17 protein-coding genes are annotated in these 18393 nt (G+C 40.9%); 5 read left to right on the top strand and 12 right to left on the bottom strand.

The features are described from left to right. Window positions 1-95: 95 nt before the first annotated feature. Complete coding sequence (locus tag GYY70_RS10680) at window positions 96-623, top strand: DUF1440 domain-containing protein (protein WP_172397117.1); 528 nt, start codon at window positions 96-98, stop codon at window positions 621-623. A gap of 198 nt (window positions 624-821) precedes the next feature. On the opposite strand, the gene GYY70_RS10675 is transcribed toward GYY70_RS10680, so the two are convergent. From GYY70_RS10675 to GYY70_RS10665, 3 genes are all read right to left on the bottom strand, one after another. Then, on the bottom strand, window positions 822-1469 hold the full coding sequence (locus tag GYY70_RS10675) for a peroxiredoxin-like family protein (protein WP_174832356.1): 648 nt from the start codon (window positions 1467-1469) through the stop codon (window positions 822-824). Next, entirely contained in the window at window positions 1456-1962 is a 507-nt protein-coding gene (locus tag GYY70_RS10670; RefSeq protein WP_174832355.1) for a MarR family winged helix-turn-helix transcriptional regulator, read from the bottom strand. The genes GYY70_RS10675 and GYY70_RS10670 overlap by 14 nt, the downstream gene beginning before the upstream one ends. Before the next feature lie 94 nt (window positions 1963-2056). After that, window positions 2057-2224, bottom strand: a complete 168-nt coding sequence (locus tag GYY70_RS10665) for a hypothetical protein (RefSeq protein ID WP_174832354.1) — start codon at window positions 2222-2224, stop codon at window positions 2057-2059. 277 nt (window positions 2225-2501) lie between these two features. Between GYY70_RS10665 and GYY70_RS10660 the strand changes: the two genes are divergently transcribed. After that, a complete protein-coding gene (locus tag GYY70_RS10660; RefSeq protein ID WP_084548216.1) occupies window positions 2502-3287 on the top strand; it encodes a thiazole synthase in 786 nt (261 codons plus the stop codon). Between the two features lie 237 nt (window positions 3288-3524). Here GYY70_RS10660 and GYY70_RS10655 read toward each other — a convergent pair whose 3' ends face one another. Next, complete coding sequence (locus GYY70_RS10655; protein ID WP_174832353.1) at window positions 3525-4925, bottom strand: amino acid permease; 1401 nt, start codon at window positions 4923-4925, stop codon at window positions 3525-3527. A gap of 341 nt (window positions 4926-5266) precedes the next feature. Here GYY70_RS10655 and GYY70_RS10650 point away from each other — a divergent pair, with 341 nt between their 5' ends. Continuing rightward, window positions 5267-6559 carry an MFS transporter gene (locus GYY70_RS10650; RefSeq protein WP_174832352.1) on the top strand — a complete coding sequence of 431 codons (1293 nt, stop codon included), beginning with the start codon at window positions 5267-5269 and terminating at the stop codon, window positions 6557-6559. 160 nt (window positions 6560-6719) lie between these two features. Next, window positions 6720-9365, top strand: a complete 2646-nt coding sequence (gene pepN, locus GYY70_RS10645; RefSeq protein ID WP_174832351.1) for an aminopeptidase N — start codon at window positions 6720-6722, stop codon at window positions 9363-9365. Window positions 9366-9780: 415 nt separating this feature from the next. Here the strand turns inward: pepN and GYY70_RS12180 are convergent, their stop codons facing one another. Then, the gene (locus GYY70_RS12180; RefSeq protein ID WP_370521254.1) at window positions 9781-9948 is read right to left on the bottom strand and encodes a transcriptional regulator; all 168 of its coding nucleotides are present in this window, start codon (window positions 9946-9948) and stop codon (window positions 9781-9783) included. A gap of 280 nt (window positions 9949-10228) precedes the next feature. Here GYY70_RS12180 and GYY70_RS10635 point away from each other — a divergent pair, with 280 nt between their 5' ends. Then, window positions 10229-10960 carry a S24 family peptidase gene (locus tag GYY70_RS10635; protein WP_174832350.1) on the top strand — a complete coding sequence of 244 codons (732 nt, stop codon included), beginning with the start codon at window positions 10229-10231 and terminating at the stop codon, window positions 10958-10960. A 329-nt stretch (window positions 10961-11289) separates the two neighbouring features. Here GYY70_RS10635 and efeB read toward each other — a convergent pair whose 3' ends face one another. The 7 genes from efeB to GYY70_RS10600 form a co-directional block, all read right to left on the bottom strand. Next, window positions 11290-12579 (bottom strand): iron uptake transporter deferrochelatase/peroxidase subunit, encoded by a 1290-nt coding sequence (gene efeB, locus GYY70_RS10630; protein ID WP_174832349.1) that lies wholly within the window; start codon window positions 12577-12579, stop codon window positions 11290-11292. A gap of 10 nt (window positions 12580-12589) precedes the next feature. Then, window positions 12590-13483 carry an EfeM/EfeO family lipoprotein gene (locus GYY70_RS10625; RefSeq protein ID WP_174832348.1) on the bottom strand — a complete coding sequence of 298 codons (894 nt, stop codon included), beginning with the start codon at window positions 13481-13483 and terminating at the stop codon, window positions 12590-12592. Further along, complete coding sequence (locus GYY70_RS10620) at window positions 13470-14288, bottom strand: FTR1 family protein (protein WP_174832347.1); 819 nt, start codon at window positions 14286-14288, stop codon at window positions 13470-13472. Before GYY70_RS10620 ends, GYY70_RS10625 begins: the two co-directional genes overlap by 14 nt. A gap of 378 nt (window positions 14289-14666) precedes the next feature. Further along, the gene (locus GYY70_RS10615) at window positions 14667-15497 is read right to left on the bottom strand and encodes an FTR1 family protein (protein WP_174832346.1); all 831 of its coding nucleotides are present in this window, start codon (window positions 15495-15497) and stop codon (window positions 14667-14669) included. A 14-nt stretch (window positions 15498-15511) separates the two neighbouring features. After that, window positions 15512-15847: a cupredoxin domain-containing protein gene (locus tag GYY70_RS10610; protein WP_025331587.1), complete on the bottom strand. Its 336-nt coding sequence runs from the start codon at window positions 15845-15847 to the stop codon at window positions 15512-15514. 107 nt (window positions 15848-15954) lie between these two features. After that, window positions 15955-16500 (bottom strand): iron transporter, encoded by a 546-nt coding sequence (locus GYY70_RS10605; protein WP_025331586.1) that lies wholly within the window; start codon window positions 16498-16500, stop codon window positions 15955-15957. A 586-nt stretch (window positions 16501-17086) separates the two neighbouring features. Beyond that, complete coding sequence (locus GYY70_RS10600; protein WP_174832345.1) at window positions 17087-17443, bottom strand: hypothetical protein; 357 nt, start codon at window positions 17441-17443, stop codon at window positions 17087-17089. Window positions 17444-18393: the final 950 nt, after the last annotated feature.

Below are 18393 nucleotides of genomic sequence, written 5' to 3'. Positions count from 1 at the left end.
TTTAGCATTAAATATGCATTTACACTTGCGACCCCAATTTTGGGTTAATTAATAGAAAAAAACAGTAATCATTATTACATTAAGAGGAAATAATTATGTCTAATCTGTTTACTCGTACACAACCATCCAGTCGCAATTACGGTGTAGCCTTTTTTGCCGGAATTATGGGCGGTCTGGTTTCTGCTTTTGTGAAATCAGGTACGGAAGGAATAATGCCGCCACGAACCCCGGATCGTATAGCACCGCCTATTCAGATGATTCAGGATATGGGTATTGATATTCACAGCATGGTTTACACCTATTCAGATCAGGTAGTGAACTGGGGTGGTAGTACCATACATATTCTGTTTTCAATTGTATGGGCTATTATTTACTGTATGGCTGCTGAAATTTTTCCTAAAGTTAAATTATGGCAAGGTCTGGCTTTTGGTATTGGTGTAACTATTCTGTTTCACGGTATTATGCTGCCGGTGCTGAATTTATCTCCGGCACCATGGAATTTGCCGTTTGATGAATTGCTTTCCGAACTTGTTGGTACGCTATTGTGGATGTGGACAATTGAAATCTTCCGCCGCGATCTGCGTAATCGCCTGACCGAAAAACCGGATCCGGAGTTTCAGTAAAACTCATCTGATTTATGCATGATGTACCGGCTTATATGCTTAAGACCGGATACGATGCCCGTGTATATCTGTAACAATCGGGAAAATATTATTTAGCCGCTATTCCTGATGATACAGACATGCACGGGCATTATGTTAAGCACTTCAGCCTGCTGGCTTTGGCGCTTTGTGATGGATGAAATCATGATGATGGCAGGCTTAGTCTTTTTTCAGTACTTTGATTAGTTCCGAAGTGTCAGCTCTTTCCATGTAATTGACATTGATATAGGAAAAGATAACTTTTTTATCCTGACCGATAATATAAGTGGCTGGTATGGGCAGCTGATAACTGTCATCGCCATTAAAATCCGGCAGATTTGCACCTAAATTTTTGTATAAATTTCTGACATCCTCTGGTAGGGTAAATACCAGACCGTACTGTTTAGCTATCTGATTACCCGTATCAGATAAAATAGTCAGATTAATATTGTATTCCTGTATTAATTGAGCGCTGATATCAGGTTTTTGCGGAGAAATAGCGATAAAGTGAACATCTTGAGTATTGAGAATTAATTTCAGATTTTTGTTAAAGTGTTCTAATTCTTTAACACAGAACGGGCACCAGCTGCCCCGGAAAAAACTGAGAATGACTGGTTTTGTCTCCAGCAATTTATAGAGTTCGATTTTTTGATTATTTGTCGCTACCAGAGAAAAATCTGGTGCGGTATCTCCGCTTTTTATGGCATGGCAATCTAAATTCTGCGTAAGCATTTCTGATAATGAATTTCCCATCACATTCAATACTTCTGCAGGTAACTGGGTAAACATATCTTGCTGTATTGATTTTAGCTCTTCAATTATTTTCATTATGACTTTCCTGTTGTGAAACGTTTTGATGAATTTGTTGCAGAATTTTTTTAAATATCGTTAATTCTTCAGCAGATAAATTTTGGGTTATTTTTTCTATCCACTGGCTGTGCTGATGCAGAATTTCTTTAACCAGTTTAGTGCCGGTATCAGTTAATGAGACGAGGGAAATTCTTTTATCCTGACTGGCAGTTCTTTTTGAAATCAGTTTTTCATTAACTAATGAGCTGATTAGTGTTGTTGTTGATGCTTTGGTTATGCCTAATAATTTAGCAATTTCTTGTAATGACAGCTCCGGGTATTCTTTTAACAATACTAAAATAATCAGCCTGCTTTCGGATAAATGAAATTGCTGCAGACGTTTGGCGCATTCAATATCAATAGTGTTTGCAACGGATAATAGAGTAAAGCATGTCTTAATTTTATCCAGATCTACAATTTTTTCTTTTTCCAGAACGTTACAAAAGGATAAATAACGGTTTTCAAGTTGCATACGGTTAATTCTATAAATTAGTTAGCGACCTTACTATTTATTAATTATAGTATAGACTAGGAAAATTATTGTCAATAATTTCAGAATTGTATTGTTATGGTAAATTGATATGAATGGCTGTAGTTGCTGTTTTCCGGCTGTTTGTGGCAATTAAGAATTTATTTGTTTTCTTAGATATTTCTGAAATTTTTTGCTTGATGGCTAGGATAAATTGAATTGTCGTAACCATGCCGGCAGAAAGAGAAGCTGCAAACGTTTTCATTTATTAGGACTGATATTTACCATGACATTTATTACACAGGGTTTTTGTTTCCTATCATGATAAAAGCTATGTGTGCGGTGCTTTGATATTTAAAATAAAAATGTTAATTATGATAATTAGATGTATATGCACCGGGTAATAATAACAAATGTCGTTTTAAGTGAAAATAAGTGAAAAGTTATTGTTTTTGTTATAAAGTATAAATACTTTGTGCAGTTTGCCTTTATAGCTTGTAGTTGGAAGATTTTTATTTTTTATGTTAACGGGGGAAGTGAATATGGCTTTACAACTTTATGATGAAGAGTTTAATAGTCGTTTGTTGTTAGGCACTGCTGCTTATCCCACACTCGAAGTACTGCGTACGGCAGTAAGGAAAGCGCAGCCGGCTATGATTACGGTTGCTTTACGCCGTCAGAGCGCAACTTCGGCAGAGCATGGGCAGGGTTTATGGGGATTGTTGCAGGAGCTGGCTGTACCGATTCTTCCTAATACTGCCGGTTGTCTGAGTGTAGATGAGGCGGTAACAACTGCGCAGATGGCTCGCGAGGTATTTGAGACAGACTGGATCAAGCTTGAACTGATTGGTGATGATGATACCTTGCAGCCGGATGTATTTCAGCTGGTGCGTGCAGCCGAAATCCTGATCAAAGAGGGTTTCAAGGTACTTCCATATTGTACTGAAGATTTGATTGCCTGCCGTCGCTTGCTGGATGCCGGTTGTCAGGCACTGATGCCATGGGCTGCACCGATTGGTACCGGTCTGGGACCGGTACATGAATATGCTTTGCATGTCCTGCGTGAACGCTTACCGGATATTCCTTTGCTTGTTGATGCAGGGCTAGGCTTACCTTCGCATGCGGCAAAAGTAATGGAGTGGGGTTTTGACGGGGTATTGCTGAATACCGCGGTTTCACGTAGTGGCTCGCCGGTGAAGATGGCAGAAGCCTTTGCACTGGCTATTAATGCGGGAAGAATGGCTTATGAAGCGGAGCCGGTAGTACCGCGAGACAATGCACAGGCCTCTACACCTCAGGTCGGACAGCCGTTCTGGCACTATGCTTAACTATGTTTTCATTTGTTATTGAATACTAAGCATGTGTGAAATGGCTTAGCGGTTATTACATAACAGCTGCTGGATAAGGAAAATTCTTCCAATAGCATTTAAAATTGAAGAGCAGCAAGCGGATTAAGATTAGTATTCAATAAAAGACCTAAAGCGTATATACGCTTTAGGTCTTTTATTGATTCTGTCCTGTTTAATTGATGCAGATAGTAATTAAACAGGACAGATTTTTGGGTATTAATGATTCAGATGGTCTGTATCGGTATAGGTAATGCGTTTTTTCAGTTGCTGACGATACAAAGGCAGGAACATGGTCAGCAGAATAAACCACACTGGTGTGGCGATCAGACCGGTAAGCGTATCTTTATCCTGACTGAACAGGTATAGGACAAAAACAAAAAATATCAGGCAGGCATAACACATGGGTATACCCAGAGGCATTTTGTAAACTGAGCGCGCATGCGCTTCAGGATAAAGCCGGCGATAGCGCAGATAGGCAATCAGAATGACTGCCCATACAAAAATAAAGCAAATACTGGATACGGTGGTGACAATCGTGAATACTTTCATCACGTCGCCTTCTGCATAAAGCAGACCAACACCAATCAGCAGCAGAGCACAGGAATATAACAGACCGTTTTGCGGTACCCCGCTGGCGGACAGCCGTGCAAAAGCTTTCGGGCCAACGCCGTTTTTCGACAGGCCGTACAGCATACGGCCGGTAGAATACATACCGCTGTTGGCGGAGGACAGTGCAGAGGTGAGTACAACAAAATTAATAATAGTGGCCGCAGCACTGATGCCAATCAGGGTAAACATATTGACAAACGGGCTGCGGTCGGGGGCGACCATATTCCACGGGGTAACCGTCATAATAATGGTTAGTGCCAGTACGTAGAAAATAATGACACGCACCGGTATTTTATTAATGGCAGCCGGCAGGGTAGTATTTGGATCATCTGTTTCGGCTGAAGCTGTACCAACCAGCTCAATGCCGACAAAAGCAAAGATGGCAATCTGAAACGCGGCAAAAAAACCTGACCAGCCATGAGGCATCCAACCGCCGTAAGACCATAAGTTGCTGATTTTAGCCTGAATGCCGCTGGGGCTGGTAAAGCCGGTTAGTAATAAATAGCCGCCACAGCCGATAAGCGCGAGAATCGCCAGAATTTTAATCAGGGCAAACCAGAATTCCAGTTCGCCGAAGAGTTTGACCGATAACAGATTCAGCGCCAGCAGGATGGCAATGCAGATAATGCCGGGCAGCCATAATGGCACTTTTGGCCACCAGAATTGAGTATAGCCGGTAATCGCTACGATATCTGCCATACCAATCACTACCCAGCAAAACCAGTATGACCAGCCGACATAATAGCCTACAGTCGGATTCAGGATATCAGTAGTGAAATCAACAAAAGATTTGTAATGCAGATTATGCAGCAATAATTCACCCATGGCACGCATTACAAAAAACAGAAATGCGCCGATGATGACATAGGTAAACAACACAGATGGTCCGGCCAGGCTGATCGTACGACCTGAACCCATAAACAGACCGGTACCGATTGCGCCACCAATAGCAATCAATTGTAAATGTCGGTTTTTCAGTGTGCGTTTTAACTCAGGTGGTCGGCTCATGGTGTATCCTTTACAGACTGGAAAACAAAACAAAAATAGAAAACATGGTTTTATTTTTAGAAGTGTATACGTTGATATAAAGTTAATTATGATAAATATATATGCTGCTAACCACAGACTGGTTCATCACTATACTTATATACATTTATTGATATAAGCATTTTACCGGTACATGCCGGTTCGAATTTATAATACTTTATCACAGTTTATTGTTGTTGCCGGCAATATCTGAATATAGTTGTTGAGAATGAGAGGCTGTTGTATTAAGGTGGTGGTGTTACCGGTTTTAGACCGGTATAAAAAGACATAATAACAGATAAATAAGGAAGGAGAGCTTGTCCATGCGCGCAATCCAGACCGGATTAGTGGTGGGCTATGGTTTTATTGTGATGTTTATCAGCACAGCAATAAAAGGGGTTTATCAGGTTTATTTTACCAGTCTGGTAGATCATTATGCTGTGAGTATTGAAACAATGGCTCTGGTTGGTGGTTTTTTTGGCCTTGCGCAAGGTATTTACTCAACATTAGTCGGTAAGCTGTGTGACCGTTGCGGTGCTGGTCATGTTCTGTTATCGGGAATGCTGGCAGCTGCCTGCGCCTTTTTGCTGTTTTCCTCTATTAACAGTTTCATGACTTTTGTGCTGGGGTTTCTGTTGCTGGCTGCATATGCGGTTGCTGCACTGACTTTTGTACCGGTCAGTATTCTGATTGACAGATATGTGATACCTAAGCAGCGCCAGTTTGCGTATGTGCTGGCCACTAACGGTATCGCTGCCGGTCTGATGATACTGTCTCCTCTGTGGATTTATCTGGACGGGTTTATCTCATGGCCAATGCTGTGTGCTATTCTGGCCGGTGTATTTGCCTGTCTGGCTATTATTCCGGCATTGCTGAACTGGATGGAAGGTATCCGGGTGCCTGAAAAAGTAATAGTGCAGCCTGCAAATATATCATCTAAATCTAAGCCTAAATCTAAGCCGGTCAGCCAGAATATTACCGCACCTTTACCCCGTTACTGGTATCTGGACCGTCGGTTTGTACTGTCTGCCTTAGCTTTTTCCGGCTGCGGTACTTCAATGATTTTTATTGATGTACATTATGTTCCGGCAATACAGGAAATATTAAGTCATAATGAAACCGCCAATCTGTTTACCGGTACTTCACTCAGTTTGCTGGGGCTGGCAGAAACCGTGGGCAGTGTACTGATTGGTTATCTGGTGGCTAAAAAAGTATCTCTGCCTTTATTGCTGTGTCTGCTGTATATCGTGCGCTGTATAACCCTGTTGGCACTGGTTTTGTGGCCGGAGCCGGTGATGGTACCGCTGTTCGGGATTTTTTTCGGAATAACTTATATGGGAACCGTCATTATTATATCCCGTCTGGCCGGTTCTATTTTTGGTTATCGGTATAAAGGCTTTATTTTTGGTGCATTTTTTCTGATTCATCAGATTAGCGGTTTATTAACCGCCTGGCTTGGCGGTTTGCTGCGGGTATATTGCGGTAGTTATTTTCCGGTTATTTGTTTTGTTGCCATATGGATGGCATTATCAGCAGCTGCCTCTTTATTGTTATCTATGCTGAAAAAAAATGGTAGTTCTGGTAACGGTGGTCGTTATCAGGTTAAATATGAATAATAATTGCCAATTCTGCTATTAATAGCCGGCAGGAATTGAGAACGGCGAACATGGCCGTATTTAAAGATAATTATGTTGCCGGACAGGGCAGTGATGAGGTTGATTGTATTGATGGCAGTCGTACAATTACCGAAACAGATTTGAATAAAGAGTGTTAATGATGAGTGAAGAAAAAGTGGTTCATTATCTTAAAGATTATCAGGCACCGGATTTTGCGGTGGCAGATATTAATCTGACTTTTACTCTGGAGGAAGCTTATACCACAGTAATCAATCGTATGACTGTTGTACCAAAGCAGACGCAAAAACCTTGTGTGCTTGATGGCAGTGCGGAACTGTTGCAGATTGTTTTAGATGGTAAATCCTTATATCCGCATGAGTATGCTGTGGAAGATGAAAAGCTGATTATTCATACGGTACCGGACAGACAGTTTGTGCTGGAAATCACGACCAGACTATATCCGGCACAGAATAAAACGCTGATGGGTTTATATGAATCCGGTGATAATCTGTATACCCAGAATGAGCCGGAGGGCTTCCGTAAAATTACTTTTTACTTTGACCGTCCGGATGTGATGAGCCAGTTTACCACCACCATTATTGGTGACAAAGAGCAGTATCCGGTTATGCTGTCTAACGGTAATCTGATTGATAGTGGTGAGCTGGATAATGGCCGTCACTGGGTATGCTGGCGTGACCCGTTTGCCAAGCCAAGCTATCTGTTTGCTCTGGTAGCAGGCAAGCTGGCGGTGCTCGAAGGCAGTTTTACTACCTGTAGCGGTAAAGAAGTGGCGCTGAAATTTTATACCCGTCCGGAAGACCGTGCTAAGGCAGGTTTTGCTCTGGAGTCGCTGAAGCATGCCATGCAGTGGGATGAGGAGCGCTTTAATCTGGAATATGATTTAAATATTTTTATGGTGGTGGCTGTTGGTGATTTTAATATGGGCGCTATGGAAAATAAGGGCCTGAATATTTTCAACACCAAATATGTGCTTGCCAGCAGTGATACAGCTACAGATGCTGATTTTGAGGCAATAGAGGGTGTGATCGGGCATGAGTATTTCCACAACTGGACAGGTAACCGGGTCACTTGCCGGGACTGGTTTCAGTTGTCGCTGAAAGAGGGGCTGACCGTTTTTCGTGATCAGGAATTTTCAGCCGACCGGGCCAGCAGAGCTGTACGCCGTATTCATAATGTCAGGGTATTGCGCAGTATGCAGTTTGCGGAAGATGCCGGTCCGATGGCACATCCGGTACGACCGGCTTCATACGAAGAAATGAATAATTTCTATACGTTGACTGTGTATGAAAAAGGTGCCGAAGTGGTACGTATGTACCATACTCTTCTCGGTGAAGCCGGTTTTCAGAAAGGAATGCAGCTTTATTTCCAGCGGCATGACGGACAGGCTGTTACCTGTGATGATTTTCGTGCGGCTATGGCTGATGCCAATGGTGTTAATCTGGAACAGTTTGCGTTGTGGTACAGCCAGGCCGGTACACCGCAGGTTAAAGCACGTGGTGAATATGATGCGGAAAAACGTACATTTAGTCTGCATTTGCAGCAATCTATTCCACCCACACCGGATATGAATGAAAAACAGCCAATGGTGATTCCGGTAAAAGCCGGTTTAATCGGTAAAGATGGCTCACCAGTTCCGTTCCGGCTGGATAACAGTGAATCTGTGGTTGAGGAAACAGTACTGGTATTTAATCAGGCTGAGCAGACTTTTGTCTTTAATGATGTAATACAAGAAGTCATACCGTCATTATTGCGCGGATTCAGTGCTCCGGTGAGACTGGAGTATCCCTATAGTGATGCTGATTTAATGCTGTTACTGGCGCATGATAGTGATTCTTTTGCCCGCTGGGAAGCAGCACAAACTCTGTACCGGCGTGCCATTACGGCAAATCTGGCTGCGCTTGAAGCCGGTCAGCCTGTACCACATCATGCTGCGCTGGCTCAGGCCATTACGGCGGCACTGAATGCTGATATTGATCCGGCGTATAAGGCAGTATTGTTGCAAGTGCCGGCTGAAGCAGAATTATGGGAAGATGCTCAGAGCATTAATCCCGAGCTGTATGTTCGTGCACGTCAGGCACTGTTGCAGGATCTGGCTTGCAGTATGGAGGATACGCTGACACACTGGCGTCAGTGGGCTGATGAGCAGGAGCAGAACAGCAAACATGCTGCCCCGCAGGAGTACCATCCTGATCTGGCCGGTATTCGCAGCCTGCGCAATACTTTACTGCAATGGGGCGTACAGGCCAGAGCAGAATTATTGCAAAGCATTGCTGCCGAGTATCCGCAGCGTGCTACCAATATGACTCATGAATTCGGAATGCTTCTGGCCATTAATCATTTGGCTGATACAAAGCGTAATGAGTTATTAGACCAGTTTGCTCAGCGCCATGCTCATGATGATTTGGTGATGGATAAGTATTTTACTCTGATAGGCAGCAGCCAGCGTACGGATACTCTGCAACAGGTGCAGGCAGCATTACAGAACCACGCTTTCAGCTTAGAAAATCCGAATAAGGTACGTTCTTTACTGGGTAGCTTTAGCCGTAATATTCAGCACTTTCATGCAGCCGATGGCAGTGGTTACCGTTTTATTGCTGAGCATATATTGCACATTGACGGGTTTAATCCGCAGGTGGCTTCTCGTCTGGTACAGGCATTTAATCTGTACGGCAGGCTGGAACCGCAACGCAAAGCCTTGATGGCTGAGCAGTTACAGCGGATTCAAAAACATGACGGGCTGTCCAAAGATAGTCGTGAAATTGTAGATAAAATATTAGGTGGCTGAGGAATTGCTGATTTATTTAGTGATAAGCCAGATAAATGAAAGCACTACAGTTGATGCTGTAGTGCTTTTTTATTTCATTATGTAACTTTTTACTAATTTTAGTATACTTTTGTATATGTCTAACTGGTATTACATTGTTTTCGTTATTTAGAATTTCATGTGCTTGCTTCTCCTTAATGGCTATTTAAATTTCCATATGCAAATTGGAGATTACAAAAATTTTTTGTTTACCGCTTCTGCCTTTATCATCAATATAACGACATACTCAGTTATCACGTTTGGCTATGTACTTCAATGTCTTGCTTTTGGGTAATATTGATAACTGTAAATTAACTAATTCCTCAGAAGATAAGCATATTGAATTTAATTAATTAACCGTTTTAACCTAGTTATCTACCATTTACTTTTAAATCTGTTAAAATCGGTTGGAAGTTGCACCGTGCGTATCTTGTGTCGGCCAAATTTGCTCAGGAGAAACACCGATAATATTAGCAATAATTTTTTCACCTTTTAAATAAGGCATTTCCAATGCTGTTTTTAAGGTGTTTGACTTTAAACCAGCAGCTCGAGATAGCGTCGATATAGACCACCCCTTTTTTTAATACGGCAACCAATATCAGCACGATGCCAGTCTGCTGAATTTTTTTGCATATTTACTTACTCCATTAGGTAACGCGTTTTAATTAACTTATAGATATATTGCTAAACAAAAGAATATATATCAAATCTTTTGTTTGGTAGTTTTGGTGAAATTTTAACTAAAATTGTTAATTTATTGTTTTGGTTTATAACATAACAAAATAACTAAACTTTTGTTTCGTTTTTTTTAGTTTGCTTGTACTAAACAAGAGGACTATATACATATGGATATAACGTTTAAGGATAGGCTATCTACACTATTTCCTAAAGACACCATAAGCTCTATTGCTTCTAAAATAGGAATGACCCAAGCTGGGTTATTTAAAATTTTTAATAGGAACTCACTACCTAAAGCAGAAACAATTCTAAAAATCAACGAATTAACTGGCTGTGATATAAAATGGCTGATGACAGGGATTGGTAATCCTTATCAACAATTAAATGCTGCAAATCCTACAGATAAATTATTGCAATCCGATATAAATGTGCCTTTAGCTTTTGATGTTATAGGGCGGCCTGTTGATATTGATGAATTTGTTTTTATACCGCACTTCAATATTCAGGTTTTCGCAGGACATGATAGTATGCTTCATAGTGAAGAATCTAATCTAGTACTGGCATTTAGACGAAACTGGATAAAATACTATTTAAATGCTAATCCAAAAGATCTTAGTTTTATTAGGATAAAAGGTGATAGCATGCAAGGCGTATTAAATAATGGCGATAATGTTCTAATAAACCATACAAAAAATATTCCTCAAGATGGTTTATATGTTCTTCGTATTGATGGAAATTTATTTGCTAAAAGATTGCAGATGATGCCTGATAATAAACTATTAATTCAATCAGCAAATAAAGAATATAAATCATTTACTATTGACCTCAAAGCAACTCCGAATAACTTCGAAATAATTGGTGCTGTTGAGTGGTTTGGAAGACAACTAAATAGTTTTTAATATTATTTAACACAATAGCTAAGCAGATAATTTGCTTGCTATTGTGTTATTTTAGGCTTATTTTAAAATAAGGTTTATAAATCCAGTTTAAGTATTGTTTAAACCATGTTTATAATCAGCTCAAAAGGTTTAAAAAAATGCGCAATTTTTTATGAATTGGTACAAAAGCCAAAATTGATATTTTAACCACTTTTTTGTGCAAAGTTCGGTATTTATTACGTTTTGGCTTTTTTGTGCGCATTGCTTAAGGTCTAAAAGCTAACACTCCTCCCCACAAGTATTTTATTTTTTAAGCCTTATAAACTTAAAAATATCTGTTTTGGTACTGTTTATCCTTCAAGCAGCAGTCTGCCCAGATAGTCATTTTCTTTGGCCATTCCCGGTAAAACAAAGAAAAATCCGCCGCCGAATGGTTTGATATAACGTTCCATCGGTTCGCCATTCAGGCGATTCTGGGTATCAATAAAACCTTTTTTCAGGTCGTTCTGATAGGCAACAAAAATCAGACCCATATCAAGTTGCCCGTTGGGTAGTACACCCAGCGAGTAACTGAAACTGCGCCGGCGCAGTTTGGCTACATGCCGTTCAGGAATACGTGGTTCTGCACGGCGCATGTGTGAATCAAACAGAATACGGTCGCCATGAGGGTCACTGTTCATTTTCGGGTCATCCATTTCATGTTGCATACCAATGGGTGCTCCGCTGGTTTTGTAACGGCCAAAATCATTTTCCTGATCTTCCAGCGGGGTTCTGTCCCAGAATTCGAGATTGAAGCGAATCAGACGGATTGCCTGATAACTGCCGCCCAGACACCATGCCGGTTCCTGGTTGTTCTTGGTTACCCATACCAGTTCATCCATCAGTTTGCTATCGCTAATGGAGCCATTACCAGTACCGTCTTTAAAACCAAACAGATTAATAGCGGTAGTGTGATTGTCGATATCTCTGGCTGGCAGAAATCCGTCCATTTTCCATACCGGCACCATATACTGATTACAATGACTAATCAGATCGCGCAGGGCATAAATGACACTTTCGCGGCTGTTGGCGCAGAACTGGATTGATAAATCTCCGCCGCACCATGCTTTTTCCAGCCGGTCGTTGGGAAAGCGGGGCATAGGAATCAGTTTTTTGGGTTTGAGCTGAGACAGGCCAAAACGCTGGTCAAACAGGCTGGCACCCACGGCCAGGGTAATTGTCAGTGAGTCGGGAGACAGATTTTGGCCCAGCAGCCCGGATTCTGCCGGAGGAAGCTGGTCATTTTTTCCTGCTGTGAGTGTTTGTGGTCTGGTGAGATAGGCAATACGTTGTGAAATCCGCTGGAATAACTGTTGCAGCTCTTTTTTGTTTTTTACAGTAACGTTGAAGACAACAAAGATAGCTTCTTTGGTGTCGGGGGTGATTACGCCGGCCTGATGGCTACCCCAGTAATCAACGGCCTGATTGTAATCATGAGTACAGTTGCCGGCCGCATTGGCTGCTTTGACGGCGCCAAGACTGGCGATACCCAGCCCTCCGGCCAGCAGCATTTTCATGCTATTGCGTCGCGTAGTGCTGGCCGGATTGTCTTCAGGCGAGGCAATTGAGACAGGCTGATGTCTGAAGGTGTTTTTAGACATAACTTAAACCTTAATGAGGATATTTATAATAAACACGTATATTTAGTTGCGCCCTAAGCTGGGCCAGCCGTGCTGTCTGCATACTTAGTAAGGAGTACAGGATATCGTGATCTGTCTGACTGAGCCGGCTGAAACTTTGGAATTGGTTCTGGGGCAGTTGATAATGCTGCAGAATGGCAAAAATCTGCTGGTAACCATGATTCAGTGCTTTACGCTGCTCTGCTGGAATAAAGCTCTGCAGATGCTGCATGATTTGTGCTGAACCGGTTACATTGGCATGGATATCGGCCAGATCACTATGGCTATACTGATTTTCTTTGCCGGCAAGTTTGGTTTGCAGAATCATTTCCAGAAAGTCGGATGCTGACTGAACTACTTTGGCAATATCCAGATCATCGGCAGCTACACGTTTTTGTAAATCAATAATTTCATATTGCAGATTGCTGTTTTCTGCCTGTGCTTGCTGTAGGTCTTTGAGTTTAAATAAATCATATTCTAAACGGTGAAAACCGCTGAAATTCGGATCATCGGTACCTTGCAGATAATAATCAGCGCGCGAGTTAATATTCTGGTCGGCATTACCAAACAGTTTGACGATAACCCGTACTTGTTCGTAACTCTGATGGGCACGGATATAATTTTGTTGCGCCTGTTGCAGCTGTCCGTTTTTGCAGGCGTTCTCAATCGCATTAAGATATTGCTGAGTGGTTTTTAGTTGCAGTACAACTTCCTGCTGATAATTACGAATTGCTGACTGGTATTTTTCCGGCGTGGGAATATCCCCTTTTGCGACTACAGCATTAGAATCATTGATAATTGGTGCCCGCAAACCATGTGCTGCAGCAATGGCAGGCACCAGTAAAGAGCAAATAATAAATAGTGTACAGAACTTATTCTGTGTCATTTAAAATTTTCCTTAAGAAGAGCTGTATGGGGATTAATAGCAGGATACTAATAAATGAAATGATGCTAAACCATACAGGCGGCGAATTATAGGCAGAAATTAAGTCAGGAAAGCTATCGGACAGAAAGCTATTGTCAATAAAATGTGAGATTTTCACTGCCGGCCACATCATAATATCAGGAAGGGGTTCATTGTGTGCCGACAGATATACACCTGCTTTGACATATGGGGGGAAATTCAGAACTAACATTATAATACTGGTTATGATAAGGTATTTTTTCAACTGCATGCGGCGGCTGATTACAACAAATGGATAAAATGTCAGGGCAGATACTGCAATGCCGAGAATGACCGCAAGGCATAAATTAGTATAATTAGAATTATTCAGCTGCTTCATTTGGTCGGACAACAATAAGATAATTTCATTGCCTGCACAGGCAATGGTAAGCGCTGCTATGAACATGGCTGCTGTCCATGAATGTGCCATCTGCTGAGCTTTTATCTGTTCCTGTGCTGATCCCATGCTCAGGATATAGTCAAACATCAAAAACACTACTAAAAATGTCAGTAAAGTAGTCAATAGCAATATGCTCATCATAAGCATTTTTTGATTTTTATCGGGAATATATCTGAACACGCCACTGATAATTGCTGCCAGGAACAGTACACCGATTATCAAGCCGCTAAACAGATGGCGCATCCCGCTTTTGCTGTCCGGATTATGCTTAATCCATGAGTAAATAATGCCGACAACAATCAGTGTTACAAAGCATTCACGCCAGACAATAAAAAAGGTTTGTTCCATTCTATATCTCGTTTTATTTTAAAATTAATTGATTAAAGACCTGTTCCGATTGAAATTTATACAGGGTTTTTCAGTGCAATGGTAGCAACTGATGAAGCATTGCGCCGATTACTTTTTATTGTGACAGAAGGGGGACAAACGTGACATATCTTTCGTTCATATTCACCATATTGCAACATGTAACAGATATAGTTGATAAGGGCGTTAAGTGTCCGGGGCATGATTTTCAGGCTGAGCTAGTTATCAGTAATGCTAGAGAAGCATAAGGCTGTATAAAAACAATCAAATCATGATTGAATGGTGCCGGTAAATCATATGCTGAAGAAATAACCGGCACATGCCCAAAGTAAGTAAATTAGATATGTAGCAGGTTTTGCCTTATTTGGATTTTTTCCTTAAAAACAATATAGCCATTAATAACCAGAATACACCAAAAGTAATGACGCTAATCCACATTGGCTGGGAGCGGTAGGCAAACAGTGAGGAAGCAAAACTGCCGATCAGACCGCTATCGTCAATAAAATGTGATGTATCCCATGCCGGGCTAATGAGGAAATCAGGAATTGATACGTCATGCTCCAGCAGCATATTGGTACCGTCTTCAACAGCTCTCAGGAATAATGAAATGGCCAGAAATAACAGGACAATACCGGTTATGGTAAAAAATTTTTTCCATTGGATGAAGCGGCTGGTTAGAATAAATGCATAAAATGTCAGAGCAGATACTGCTATGCCGATAAGTACGGCAAGACAGAAACCGGAGTAATTTTGACTGTTCAGCTGCATAATCTGGCCGGACAGAAATACGACAATTTCACTGCCTTCACGGGCAATGGCAATGGCTATAATAAACAGAGCTCCCCACCAAGAATTGCGGGCTACCTGTTGTGCCATTTCCTGTTCCAGGGATGATTTCATATTTCGGGCGTGTTTGTTCATCCAGTACACCATTTGCACAATCAGTATGCAGGCAACAGCAGACATGCCCATCATAAACATGGTTTGATGGTCATCGGTAAGCGCTTTGAATACGCCGTTGATGATTAATGCCAGTATGACAGAAATCAGTACGCCAAGCCCGACACCGCCAAACAAATAACGCATACCATGACTACTGTCAGGATTACGTTTAATCCATGCATATATAATGCCAACAACCAGTAATGCTTCGAAACATTCACGCCAGACGACAAAAATTGTTTGTCCCATTGTATTTCCTGCTTTTATTTTACTATTAACTGCCCTTTGGGCTTATTTAGATGAAAGTCATCGAAAAAGATATAGGTACCGGGTTTTTTCGGGGCGATGACGACTACTGATGAAGCACCCGGGGCGAGTACTTTTTCTTTGACCAGCTGGGTACTTTCAAACTCGACGGGACCTTTGCCAATATTGGTAACCTTAATGCGAATAATTTTGTTGGCCGGTGCATTGAGGGTCAGGGGAATCAGATCACCATCTTTCATTTTCAGTTCAAGGGTGACTTTATCGTCAGCAATGGCTGAAAATGAAAACATAAGACTGCATAAACCCAATAAGATAAGAAGAAATTTTTTCATAACAGATATTCTTACAGTGAAAGGTGTTGTGGCAGTAATAATGTAATAAGGGATTATTCAGCCAGTTGAAGCTAGAATAATCCCTGATCACAGCCAGCTAAATGCGATTAATAGCTGCCTTTGCGGCCTACACCGGCATAATCAAAATCCCAGCTGACTTCAAATGGTTTGAACCATGGAGCTACGCCAGTTTCTTTGTCAATATGGCGAGCCATCTGGTTGGCTGTTGGTGGGGAGATACGGTAGGTAACACGATATTTGCCCAGACCATTCAGTTTAATGTTGTCACCATAGTGGGGACCGTCATTGGCAACCATAGACATGAATTTACCTGAATGTTCGAATTTGCCTTTAGTCAGTTTGGTAATGGAGTATTCAATATTCAGATTAGGAATCCAGTCTCCTTCAGCAAAGCCATTAGGATTACCTTCTGTTGCATGGATATCGGCTTCCATGTGCACGTCGGATTTGCTGGCCGGCAAATGCATATTACTGTGATCCATGCCATCAGTGTCCATGGTAATAGGCGGCAGATATACACCGGAAATTTCCATTCCGTTTTTAATAATAGGTTTACCCATGGGGTATTCCTGAGCAAAGGCTGCCATTGATACAAGAGCGGCACTGGCAATAGCAATTTTTTGTAACAGCATCTTTAATTTCCCTATTTTATTCATATTGAAACAAATTGAATCAGATATGACTGCATATCAATTGATAAGGATTATCAATATACTCCTTTTACCAATGTTAGAAAATAATTAAATTATGTTTTTTACTGGTGTTTAATGTTATTTATTGTGGTGCAAATAACAGTAATTTTTTGAGGTTGTCCGTAAAAGTGTCTTATAAATAACAAATTTAAATTGACAATTGAATATATTCTTTATTAATAAATATATAGATTAAAAAATCTGAAAACGCCGGTTGGAAATGGTTTCAGCCATTATCAATTTTAATCTGGTCGTTACCAACCGGAAAATTAATAGAGAAATTTCTAAATTATTTGCTGTTGTGGTGCAGGCAAACTATTGATATATAAGTTAAGTAATGTTAAATTAAGTCTGTGGTTGTGATAGCGCTGGTTATGGAAATGATCAGCCGGAACAGATTCCGGATAGTACTTTAATTGGTATGTGTTAGTTTGAAGTAAAAAACTGTTCGGGCTGGTTTGGTGGTATGAATAAACAGTTATCGAAAATAGTTGCCTATGGTGAAATTACTATAAGCAGAAAATGATTAGGTTCTGTGTACTGCCTGCCATATTTGTTGTGCTATGGGTTCTATCCCTTGCCAGAGCAGGGGTTCCCAGTTACGCTGTTTGCAGAATGAAAATACCAGGGTTTCGGCACTGATGATGCTGTTACAGGGCTTGAAAACCAGCAACCCGCTATCCTGCCAGTCTGAGTCAGTTTTGATGATATAGGGTGACAGGATATAAGCTGTATATTCGGTAATTTCCTCTGGTTCGTTATGCCATTGGCTGCCGAGTGATGTAGTTTGTTGTATATAATAAAGTGCAAAGGGGTATTGCAGTTGTAGATTGTCGTGCAATGCTGTGGATAGCGCATTCTTGTCAGGCGCAAGAAGTTTCATTGTTTATTCTCCCTTTGTGTTTTATGCTGAATGAGTAATTGTATGAAGTATGTAGTATATCTGTGTGTCAGGACGACACCTGATTGTCACTAGTTTTTGTGCAAACAGGTTAGATTGTAGTTTCTGAAAGGGGAGATTTGCTTTGTAGATGTTCATATCATTGCCCTTCTCTTTAATCATGAGACCGCAAGTGTGCTGTTAAACACAGATGGCGGCAGACAAATGGCAGGGTTGACAGACCGACAAAGAGTACCGGTAGGCGTAAAGCCTCCCTGCCACTGTCCACCATGAAAAAAAGCGGTGGCAATGGGTTTTTACAGACAAACGCTACTTTTTTAGGTAAGTAGCAAAAAGTCTGCCTCTTTGTTCAGCCTGTCAAAGCTGGTTACGCTATTGAACGTAACGTCTTTATCTTGCCGCTAAAGCAAGGAACTGTCAATTATTGACTCATAGATATGTATGAGTTATCCGATATGCATTTTCATTCTGGGTAAAAATGGTTTGTTTATCCGGATTATTAAGTCTGTTTTATGGCTGAAAAGCCAGTTTTTACTTGTTTGGCATGTATTGCCGGATATTATATATTTTGCATATTTTTATGATAAATGCGAGATTAATCAGACGATTGTGAAATTAATTATTGTATACAGGACAGAATATCTTTAGCTGTAGCCATATTCGCTGAACTGGCTTTGATGACTATTGAATAATATAAATGGATAATAAACAGAAACCGACTGCATATTCTTCGATTTAGTGTATTTGCAATATTTTTTGTTAATGGTTAAGAGTTTTATTTTTAAAGTGTTGTTTTATTGGTATTAGAAGCGAATTGATAAAACTAAAAAAATTGATATTTCATAATTTAGTCTTCAGTATTAGGATAATGCCATCTCTCAGTGCTTTTATTTGTTATTTTCAGCAAAAAAAATCGGGCATACCTGTGTATG

It is taken from the genome of Snodgrassella sp. ESL0324, assembly GCF_013344955.1.
Lineage (GTDB): Bacteria > Pseudomonadota > Gammaproteobacteria > Burkholderiales > Neisseriaceae > Snodgrassella > Snodgrassella alvi.
This window is presented reverse-complemented; position numbering and strand designations above follow the sequence as displayed.

Bases quoted from the DNA above. Each gene is read 5' to 3' on its own strand.
- GYY70_RS10615 (WP_174832346.1), bottom strand. From the start codon at position 15,497: ATGGGACAAACAATTTTTGTCGTCTGGCGTGAATGTTTCGAAGCATTA.
- GYY70_RS10600 (WP_174832345.1), bottom strand. From the start codon at position 17,443: ATGAAACTTCTTGCGCCTGACAAGAATGCGCTATCCACAGCATTGCAC.
- GYY70_RS10660 (WP_084548216.1), top strand. From the start codon at position 2,502: ATGGCTTTACAACTTTATGATGAAGAGTTTAATAGTCGTTTGTTGTTA.
- GYY70_RS10665 (WP_174832354.1), bottom strand. From the start codon at position 2,224: ATGAAAACGTTTGCAGCTTCTCTTTCTGCCGGCATGGTTACGACAATT.
- GYY70_RS10680 (WP_172397117.1), top strand. From the start codon at position 96: ATGTCTAATCTGTTTACTCGTACACAACCATCCAGTCGCAATTACGGT.
- GYY70_RS10635 (WP_174832350.1), top strand. From the start codon at position 10,229: ATGGATATAACGTTTAAGGATAGGCTATCTACACTATTTCCTAAAGAC.
- GYY70_RS10655 (WP_174832353.1), bottom strand. From the start codon at position 4,925: ATGAGCCGACCACCTGAGTTAAAACGCACACTGAAAAACCGACATTTA.
- GYY70_RS10620 (WP_174832347.1), bottom strand. From the start codon at position 14,288: ATGGAACAAACCTTTTTTATTGTCTGGCGTGAATGCTTTGTAACACTG.
- GYY70_RS10625 (WP_174832348.1), bottom strand. From the start codon at position 13,483: ATGACACAGAATAAGTTCTGTACACTATTTATTATTTGCTCTTTACTG.
- efeB (WP_174832349.1), bottom strand. From the start codon at position 12,579: ATGTCTAAAAACACCTTCAGACATCAGCCTGTCTCAATTGCCTCGCCT.
- GYY70_RS10605 (WP_025331586.1), bottom strand. From the start codon at position 16,500: ATGCTGTTACAAAAAATTGCTATTGCCAGTGCCGCTCTTGTATCAATG.
- pepN (WP_174832351.1), top strand. From the start codon at position 6,720: ATGAGTGAAGAAAAAGTGGTTCATTATCTTAAAGATTATCAGGCACCG.
- GYY70_RS10670 (WP_174832355.1), bottom strand. From the start codon at position 1,962: ATGCAACTTGAAAACCGTTATTTATCCTTTTGTAACGTTCTGGAAAAA.
- GYY70_RS10675 (WP_174832356.1), bottom strand. From the start codon at position 1,469: ATGAAAATAATTGAAGAGCTAAAATCAATACAGCAAGATATGTTTACC.
- GYY70_RS10650 (WP_174832352.1), top strand. From the start codon at position 5,267: ATGCGCGCAATCCAGACCGGATTAGTGGTGGGCTATGGTTTTATTGTG.
- GYY70_RS10610 (WP_025331587.1), bottom strand. From the start codon at position 15,847: ATGAAAAAATTTCTTCTTATCTTATTGGGTTTATGCAGTCTTATGTTT.